The sequence below is a fragment of the Acinetobacter sp. ANC 4558 genome (assembly GCF_002135375.1).
Taxonomy (GTDB): Bacteria; Pseudomonadota; Gammaproteobacteria; order Pseudomonadales; family Moraxellaceae; genus Acinetobacter.
The window spans coordinates 1-7,460 of record NZ_NEGH01000026.1; the positions used below are offsets into that span (position 1 = coordinate 1).

A 7,460-nucleotide genomic window follows, 5' to 3' on the forward strand; every position below is an offset into this window, starting at 1 on the left:
AAACCAAGGGCAATTTTTCATTCCCAATGCTTTTAATAATTTTTAATGCTTTTAAATACTTTTAGACCTGCTGTAAGCCTTTATTCATAAGGATTTAAGAGCTTATATCACTACGTTTATCGACCCATATCACTACGTTTATCGACCCATATCACTACGTTTATCGACCCATATCACTACGTTTATCGACCATTTGACTACTTCAATATTTAATGTAGTATTACTACATCATAAAATGATGTAGTAATAAGAATAATGAAAGACTTAGTTGTCAAAGATAATGCTTTAATTAATGCAAGTTATAACCTTGATTTAGTTGAGCAAAGGCTAGTGCTATTAGCAATCATTGAAGCCAGACAAACAGGTAAAGGAATCAATGCTAATGATGCGTTGGTAATTCATGCATCAAGTTATATTGAGAATTTCGGTGTAGAGAAACATACGGCTTATGCTGTTTTGAAAGAGGCAAGTAAGGTCTTATTTGATAGGAGATTTACTTATCAATCTTTAACAGATAAAGGGAATGTAAAAACTACTCATAGCCGTTGGGTAAGCGAAATTAGCTATATTGATAATGAAGCATCAGTAAGTCTTATCTTTTCACCCGCTGTCGTCCCATTAATTACAAGGCTTGAGGAAAGGTTTACTAGCTATGAATTAAAGCAAGTAAGTCAATTGACAAGCAGATATGCCACTAGACTTTACGAACTATTAGTTGCTTGGCGTACTACTGGTCAAACTCCAGTATTTGAAATTTCAGAATTTAGGCAGCAACTTGGTATTGCGGATGATGAATACACGCGCTCAGATAATTTCAAAAGAAGAGTTCTAGATATAGCTATATCCCAAATCAATACTTTTACAGATATCAAAGTTAAATCCGAACAGCATAAAACTGGGCGATCAATCTCAGGCTATAGTTTTTCATTTAAGCCAAAGACATCAGTTAAAAATATTTCTAAAACCAGCAGTGAACAGCTAGAACTGATTAGCCAATTGACAGATAAACAGATTCTTTTGTTCTCTGGTAAGTTAGCTTATGAACCCACATTCGCATCAAAATACAGTAAAGCTGGTGAAAGCTATGATGACTTTATAATTAGAATATCTGAAGACTTAACAGATCCTAAAAAAATTAAAGAATATTCTCCATATCTAAAAGAATTAGGATTTAAATAGGTTTGTAAATTGACATTGTCAATTTAACAGTAAAGTATTAACTCAATTTACCCCCCAGTTTACAACATGAAAAAATTATCAGTTTCAGAATTAGCTAAGCTGTATGGATATTCAAGGCAAGCTATATATGCTCATATAAATAAAGGGAATTTATCGAAAGGTTCTGATGGTTTAATTGACTTTTCAGAAGCTTTAAGAGTATTTGGAGAGCCTCAAAATAAAGCATCCAATGTCAATCAAAGTCAATCAACTAACAGTCAAAACTTGACGGAAGTTGACTTACTAAAACGACAAGTTGACATACTTGAAAAACAATTGAATCAAGCTTTACTTAGAGAGAATCAATCATTAGAACGTGAATCTTTCTATCAAGAACAAATTGAAGCTATGCAACGCTTATTAGAGGCCCCAAAACCTCATATCCCTACGTCTGTCGACCCAGATTCTACTCAGGCTGAGCCCATGACAGAAGAAAAAGAAGAAGTCATTGCTATGCCGCAGAAAGAGCCGGATGCGACTGAAAATAAGCGGATTCCAGTGCCGGAGCAAGTTGAACAGGAACCGGAGAAAAGGGGCTTTTGGAGCCGTTTTTTTAGACCCTATGATTAACCACGATTGTTTAACTGATATGAACAAAGTCGTGAAACTTTGATTAAATAACAAGCGTGGAACGTGAAAATCATAAAAAAAGCCCATTCGGTGGCGATTGGGCTATAAACTAGAAACTACAGCATTGATTTCTATAGATAATTATAACGCATTTCGTATAAGGTGTATTATGTTAATTTTAGATAAACTTAAGCTCCTAATAAAGACTTTTACACCAAGGAATATAAATATAGCTGAATACTTAATTTATCATCACACCTAAAACGACAGAAAATTGGACTTTACAGATATTTCAATGTACTGATATTTTTAGAATTTAGCTATATTTCCTCTATGACTCCTTATTTTTTATTCTTTTCCAAAATTAACTGTTGTTGTAGCATGGCTATTATATCTGCTCTGCTCAACATACCAATTAATTGTTGCTTCTCGACTACAGGAATATAATTAAAAGATCGTTCAACAAAATAGGGAATTAAACTTTGTATAGATTGTTCTGCTTTAGCTGTAATAATCTGATAATGCATGACATGATGTACTTTAATATTCCATACATCTTCAATATTTTTAATACTTTTAATAGCTTCCATTACATCATATAAAGCTAAAGTTCCTATTAGGTTATACTGATTATTAACTACTGGTAAACTCATAATATTTAGCTGTTTAAACTTCTCAAGTGCTTCTGTGAGAGTATCTAAGCTATTTAAGCTTAACACATCTCTATTCATTAAATCTGCACAGGTTAAATTTTCCAAACTACGTTGTCCTGCTACTTGTTGTGCCTGTAATATTAAATGTTGTAAATCATATTCACTAATATCAAGTAATTCTGTTTGTTGCTCTAATGCTTGAGAAACATCACTTGGTCGAATTGTTACTTTTTGTGTGGGGGTCGGATCAGCACTGCGTATTCTGATACTTGCTTTATAAGGATAGTTTTTCCCCAACAGCCGATTAAAAACAATTGCTATTATTAACAATAAAATTGAATTGAGTAATACAGGAACAACTACAAAAGAATATCCTAAATCATATATAGGAGATCCTCCAAGTACTGCTGTAATTGCTACCGCCCCACTAGGCGGATGTAATGAATCTGTGCTCATCATTAAAATAATCGATAGGGCCACAGCCAGACTAAAGGCCCCAGTTAAATTAGGAATAAGTAGAGTACATGTTACACCCAAGAATCCAGCTAAAGTATTTCCAACTATAATATTCCATGGTTGAGCTAATGGACTTGCCGGTACAGCAAATAAAAGTACCGACGAGGCCCCCATTGGTGCTATATACCAAATATTTATATTACCTAAAATGAACCAGCTTAGTAGTGATGAGAGCGACAACCCCATTAAAGCTCCTAAACCACACAGTAATCGCTCTCTTAACGGAAGTATTTTAAATCCTGGTTTAAGTCTATTAAACAATATAGATAATGTTGACACTTAATTTTTCCTTAATACGTACATAAATTTTATGCCGAATCTAATGATTTAAATAGATTAAATCCAAAAATTTCCCTAATAGAAGATTAATCAAACATGGGGAAAATTAAATAAAAAAGTCTCCGACTGAATAGCCACCGATTTTGTAGACACTCTTTAGTTAGATAAAATGGCTAATTAACGAGGTGTTTATGAGCAGTAGCAAACGATATCCTGAAGAATTCAAAATTGAAGCAGTAAAGCAAGTGACTGAAAAAGGTCATAGTGTATCTGAAGTGGCCACACGTTTAGGTACAACCACGCATAGTCTGTATGCCTGGATCAAGCGTTATGATCCTCAGGAACCTAAAATCACAGACTCTAGGGATGCAGTTTCAGAATTGGCAAAGCTAAAAAAGGAGCTGCAACGGGTTACCGAAGAAAGGGACATATTAAAAAAAGCCGCGGTGTACTTCGCAAGCCAGTCCAAATGAGGTATGCCTTTATTCAGGACAATAAGCACATATGGCCTATTCGTCGTTTATGTTCGACTTTAGATGTTCATCACAGTGGTTATTACGCATGGTTAAAGCAACCCACGAGTAAAACCACAAAGAAACGGCAACTGCTTGCAGGCTTAATTAAACAGTTTTGGCTGGAATCTGGAGGAGTCTACGGCTATCGCAAGATTCACTATGATTTGAAAGACGCTGGCGAAAATTGCGGTATCAACCGGGTACATCGGTTAATGAAAGCGGATGGGCTTAAATCACAGCGCGGCTATCGCAAGCCTAGAGCTTATGCAGGTACGCCAAGTATTGTTTCCGCAAACACCTTAGAACGACAGTTTAATCCAACTCAGCCTAATCAGCGGTGGGTGACTGATATTACTTATATTCGCACACATGAAGGTTGGTTATATCTTGCTGTGGTAATTGATTTATTTTCACGTCTTGTTGTTGGTTGGTCTATGAAATCGAGAATGACTACAGATCTGGTTTTAGATGCATTATTGATGGCACTATGGCGGAGAAAACCACAGAATAAAGTTCTGATCCACTCTGACCAAGGCAGCCAATACACCAGCCATGAATGGCAAGCATTCATTAAACAACACAATCTGGAATGTAGTATGAGTCGCCACTTGCGCAGTACACTGCTCATGTCATGATAATGCTGTTGCTGAGAGCTTCTTTCAGTTGCTGAAGCGGGAGCGTATTAAGAAGAAAATTTACGTATCGAGATTAGATGCTCGAGCGGATATATTTGAATATATTGAAATGTTTTATAACTCAAAACGAAGACATGGTTCCAATGGACAACGTTCTCCATTAGATTATGAAAAGGCCCATCAAAAGATGGTTATGTGTGTCTAGAATTTTGGTGGCTATTCACATCTGAAAATGAAGACGTTAGAAAAATATTTTTCATAAATTAATTCACTAATAAGTATATTTAGTTCTGTATTTTATCTTAAATTAAGATGATCTTAGATAAAATAATGGGCAGAAAATCCCTCTGGATATAATGGGTTAAATAGAAATTAGAGGGGAGGCTACAATGCTGTCTAGGATCAAAATGTATTTTTATTTTTTGGTAAAAAATATATTCTATGTAGCGTAAAAATTCTCTTATATTACGGACCTGTAATGAAAAAACTTATACTTTCTCTATTAAGTATTTCTACTCTACTTTCTTTAGGTGCATGCTCATCTATTAACATTAAATCTGAAGATACTTTTCACCTTTCAAATCAGCAACATGAACAAGCTATTAAAAGCTATTTTGATGAAGCTCAAACACAAGGTGTAATTATTATTAAAGATGGTAAAAATCTTAGTATCTATGGTAACAACCTCACACGAGCACGTACAGAATATGTCCCAGCATCAACATTCAAGATGCTAAATGCTTTAATTGGAATAGAAAATCATAAGGCAACAACAAATGAGATTTTTAGATGGGATGGTCAAAAAAGATCTTATCCTATGTGGGAGAAAGATATGACTTTAGGTGAAGCAATGGCATTGTCAGCAGTTCCAGTATATCAAGAGCTTGCAAGACGAACCGGCTTAGATCTAATGCAGAAAGAAGTGAAGCGAGTTAATTTTGGAAATACAAATATTGGAACACGGATCGATAATTTTTGGTTAGTTGGTCCCCTTAAAATTACACCATTGCAAGAAGTTAATTTTGCCGATGACCTTGCACATAATCGATTACCTTTTAAATTAGCAACTCAAGAAGAAGTTAAAAAAATGCTTCTAATTAAAGAGGTAAATGGTAGTAAGATTTATGCTAAAAGTGGATGGGGCATGGATGTTACACCTCAAGTAGGTTGGTTAACAGGTTGGGTGGAACAGCCTACAGGAAAGATAATTTCGTTCTCACTAAATTTAGAGATGAAGCCAAAGATGCCTGGTTCTACTCGTAATGAAATTACTTATAAATCACTAGAAAACCTTGGTATCATTTAAGACTGTCTAAAATTAACATAATACACCTTATACGTAGCCCAGGTTAATCCTGGGCTTTTTGTTCAATCTGATTATTGGCCTCAAACATGCCAGGATTGGTAATCTGGATGTTTTCCTGACAATTCCCACAAACCATCAGCCCTGCAAAAAGCTGTACGTTTTCCCTTGAATCACAGAAAGCACATGGTTTAGAGAGTTGAATAATATTGCTCATGGCTTTTTCCCCTCAAAGTAGTGATGTTGGGCATATGTGTTTCCCTTTGCTTGCATTCCTCGAATGTCTTCTTGATCGACTTTTAAGTGCATCAGCATACCCATTTGAAACATATATATCTGACTAAAGTCTGCAAAGAATCTTTTGTTCAGATAATTGGCTTCAGTAAACTTATCTAGGGAATAATTAATTTGCTTTTCAAAATCATTCACCAATGTTTCAATCCGACTTGCCTGCCGTTCAATACTGGCCATCTGTAAATTACTGGTCAGCAGATCCCGCAAATAAGTCCCTAATTTATCGCCCTTCAACTGCGCCAAACGCTCATATTCTTGTGCGACCTGATTGTCTAATCTGACAGCAACGGTTCGAGTACTGTTCATGAAAAACTCCTATCATTTGTTTTCAATCTAAGCACCTAATTTCTAAAAAGTAACTATCAAATATAAGTAAACACTGTGTTAAGTTTTAATGATTACAGGTTAAATATTTAATATAAAAAGAGAAATTTACATAAAACCGTAAACAAAGGTGATTACAAGCTATCTCATTGTTTTGTAAGTAAATATTGCACTTTATTCGCAACAAAAAGTGTTTACAGTTAAGCCTATGAAAAATAATAAAAACCATGMTAAAAGYGTAAACGCTTTCCAGACATATAAAAAACCGCTGTATCCCTTATATCATAAGGCTTTGGGGCCTTTATCTTTAGATGCGTGGTGTGTGAACCAAAAATTGCCGGTATGTGCCGGCTCCCAATCCACTTAATTGACTTAACTGACAGCAAAGATAGTGCTTGGCCAAAAGAGATCCTGGCTATTGTGTTTCTAAGGGGAAAATCTATAAGTGGGAACTCTAGCCTACAGATCAAAAATAAAATCCAAGTTAAAATGCTCTTACATGCGATTTCAGCCACGTTTTTACTTAAGACATAGAATCTACTGTTGGGATGAGTCATCAGGTCAAAAAACGCAAATGAGCGCCAAATAGAGGCTATTTTTATTCTAATCGGGATAAATAGAGCGAGTGTCTACGAGCGAAGTACCAAAATTCGCACCTAGACTCCCTGAAAAACAGCTTTTTAGGCTGTGAAGCCTAAATAAGCGTAAATCACATGCAGAAAATTGCGCCTAGATCGAGCGTAGCGAGTAAAAAAGCTTTATGAGCGAAGCGAATTCCGAGTTTCTTTTGCTCTTGCCTTTGCTTTTTCTTAAAGTCACAACTGGAAGAGTTAAAAAATTGCCCCTACGAATCGAGCGAAAGCGAGATTCAATAGAGTTTGAGCGTAGCGAAAACCAAGGGCAATTTTTCATTCCCAATGCTTTTAATAATTTTTAATGCTTTTAAATACTTTTAGACCTGCTGTAAGCCTTTATTCATAAGGATTTAAGAGCTTATATCACTACGTTTATCGACCCATATCACTACGTTTATCGACCCATATCACTACGTTTATCGACCCATATCACTACGTTTATCGACCATTTGACTACTTCAATATTTAATGTAGTATTACTACATCATAAAATGATGTAGTAATAAGAATAATGAAAG

Annotated in this window: 6 protein-coding genes and 1 pseudogene; 4 read left to right on the forward strand and 3 right to left on the reverse strand. The window is 35.3% G+C overall.

Translation table 11 applies throughout. The annotated features are described in order from the left end of the window. Positions 1-255: 255 nt before the first annotated feature. Entirely contained in the window at positions 256-1,179 is a 924-nt protein-coding gene (gene repM / locus B9T31_RS17470; protein ID WP_086183203.1) for a replication initiation protein RepM, read from the forward strand. A gap of 66 nt (positions 1,180-1,245) precedes the next feature. Continuing rightward, a complete protein-coding gene (locus B9T31_RS17475; protein WP_086183204.1) occupies positions 1,246-1,788 on the forward strand; it encodes a plasmid replication DNA-binding protein in 543 nt (180 codons plus the stop codon). A gap of 341 nt (positions 1,789-2,129) precedes the next feature. Here B9T31_RS17475 and B9T31_RS17480 read toward each other — a convergent pair whose 3' ends face one another. Beyond that, complete coding sequence (locus tag B9T31_RS17480; protein WP_086183205.1) at positions 2,130-3,143, reverse strand: HPP family protein; 1,014 nt, start codon at positions 3,141-3,143, stop codon at positions 2,130-2,132. Between the two features lie 284 nt (positions 3,144-3,427). On the opposite strand from B9T31_RS17480, the pseudogene B9T31_RS17485 reads away from it, so the two are divergent. Together B9T31_RS17485 and blaOXA are read left to right on the forward strand one after the other, a co-directional pair. Beyond that, a pseudogene (locus B9T31_RS17485) lies at positions 3,428-4,591 on the forward strand (IS3 family transposase). 273 nt (positions 4,592-4,864) lie between these two features. Then, positions 4,865-5,692, forward strand: a complete 828-nt coding sequence (blaOXA, locus tag B9T31_RS17490) for a class D beta-lactamase (RefSeq protein ID WP_086183206.1) — start codon at positions 4,865-4,867, stop codon at positions 5,690-5,692. A gap of 43 nt (positions 5,693-5,735) precedes the next feature. On the opposite strand, the gene B9T31_RS17890 is transcribed toward blaOXA, so the two are convergent. Next, positions 5,736-5,906 (reverse strand): hypothetical protein, encoded by a 171-nt coding sequence (locus B9T31_RS17890; protein ID WP_171264802.1) that lies wholly within the window; start codon positions 5,904-5,906, stop codon positions 5,736-5,738. Further along, positions 5,903-6,289 (reverse strand): hypothetical protein, encoded by a 387-nt coding sequence (locus B9T31_RS17495; protein ID WP_086183207.1) that lies wholly within the window; start codon positions 6,287-6,289, stop codon positions 5,903-5,905. Before B9T31_RS17495 ends, B9T31_RS17890 begins: the two co-directional genes overlap by 4 nt. Between the last annotated feature and the right edge of the window lie 1,171 nt (positions 6,290-7,460).